The 2,001-nt window shown below is 74.9% G+C and carries 1 protein-coding gene; it reads right to left on the bottom strand.

Features of this window, described 5'->3' with window-relative positions; translation table 11 throughout:
• Positions 1 to 1,837 (bottom strand): serine/threonine-protein kinase (locus D7V97_RS42690; protein ID WP_147445246.1); only part of this gene is annotated, 1,837 nt, incomplete at its 3' end.
• Between the last annotated feature and the right edge of the window lie 164 nt (positions 1,838 to 2,001).

Raw genomic sequence — 2,001 nt, 5'->3', positions numbered from 1 at the left:
GGACGGGGTCCAGCCCCAGCCGCCACGCGGCGACGACGAAGATGAAGAGGCCCACCGCGGCGATGCCGGCGGCGATGACGCGCAGGCGCTTGCGACGGGTGGCCGCGGCCAGCGGATCCATGCGCGGCGTCTCCACCGTGTCGAAGCGCTGCGACACGGGCAGGTGCCGATCCGAGGGCGCGGGCAGCGCGATGTCGTGGCGCGAGCGGGCCTCGGCTTTCGCATCCGGACGGGCGCGGCGGTCCGGGCGCGGCGAGGGGGTCCGGGGTTCGGCGGCGAGCGCCTCGGTGGGTTCGGCGCGGCCCCGGCGCTCCTGGCGGGGTGCGGGAGGCTCCGCGGCCTCGGGTCCCCTGCCCTGGTTCGCGCTGGCGCCCGCCTGGGGTGTCCCCGCGGAGGGAAGCACCAACGTCTCCTGGCCGGGCGGCCTGCCTGCGGCACCCCGCGCGGGACGCAGGGCGGGACGACGGGTGGAGGGCGCGGGCTCTTCGTCCGTGCCCAGTGGCGTGCCCAGCGGCGGCGGCGAGGAGAAGTCCTCCACCATCTTCATGCGCGGGTTGCGCCCGACGCGCGTGCCCGAGTGCCCGTCCGCGCCTCCCTGCGGAACGACCTGACGTCGGGACTTCTGCGCGAGGACCCCGGGCGGCGCGTCCCAGCCCTGCTCCAGCGGGCCCGCATGCGAGGGGTCGGTGCTCCTCGCCTCTCCGTCGGCGGGAGGCTCCGGGGCTTCTTCATGATCCGAGGCCTCCGGCGGCGGATCCGACACGTAGTCCTCGGGGCGGAACTCCTCGAAGCCGGGGGCGGCGTCCTGCGTGTCCGCGGACGCCTCGTACTCCGTGGGCGCGCGGGTGTACGGCGCGCGCTGGACGATGGACGCCTCCAGCTCCTCGGCGTGCAGGTCCTCCATCTCCGCGCCGGAGATGGGCTCCAGTTGGAAGGGCTCCGCGAACGGCACGGGCCCGGGCGCGGCGAGGCTGACCTCGTTGGGGAACAGCTCCGACACGAAGCGCGCCACGTCTTCCGGACCGGACAGGCCGCCGCTGGCGGAGAGGAAGTTGCGCAGCGCCTGGGCGAACTCGCCGCACTCACGGAAGCGCCGCTGCGGCGCCGGATCCAACGCGCGCATCACCACCGGATCCAGCCGCGAGTTGATGCGCCGATCCAACCGGCTGGGAGGCGGCAGCGTCTCGCGGCGGGTGCTCACGCCGCTGCCGGGCACCACGGCCTCGCGCAGCGTGAGCAGTTCGTAGGCGATGGCGCCGAGCGAGTAGACGTCGGAGGCCTCCGTGGGCGGCTCGCCGCGCGCGACCTCGGGTGCGCGGTAGGCGCTGCGACCCCGGTGCGCGAAGGTCTTCTTGAGCTGCGGCACGGCGAGCAGCGCCTGGAGCGCGCCGAAGTCGCAGATGGCCGCATGGCCCTCGCGGGCGAGCAGCAGGTTGCCGGGGGTGAGGGCCCCGTGGACGACGCCCGCGTCGTGCGCGAGCTGCACCGCATCCAGCAGCTGGATGACGATGGAGAGCGCGACGGTGGGCGGCAGCAGCACCTCCTTCGTGTTGAGGCGCTGGAGCGCGACGCCCAGCGTGAAGCCGTCCACGTCCTCCCGTACCACGGCGAGCCGCTGACGCACGAAGCCCAGGTCCACCACGTGGAGGAGGCCGGGATGCCGCACGGGCTGCAGGCGCCGGACGGTCTCCGCCAGCTCGCGGGCATAGGCGGGGTCGGACGTGCGCGGCAGGAACAGCTTCACCGCGACGGGGATGGTGGGCAGCAGCAGGGCCTCGTACAGCTCCGCGAGGTCTCCCGTCTCCGTGCGTCCGGTGAGTCGGTACGTCCCGCTCATCGCGCCTTCCGCGACTTGGCGTTCGCCCTGCGGGGTTGTGGGCCCGTCCCACGCGGACGGCGGGTCACGGCGGCGAAGACGAAGCCGCACCACACGCACGACTCACCGCGTCGGCCGCGAGGCAACTCCAGGGTGCAGCCGGGGCAGCGCGGGCGGGGCCGGGC

It is taken from the genome of Corallococcus sp. CA053C, assembly GCF_003611675.1.
Lineage (GTDB): Bacteria > Myxococcota > Myxococcia > Myxococcales > Myxococcaceae > Corallococcus.
This window is presented reverse-complemented; position numbering and strand designations above follow the sequence as displayed.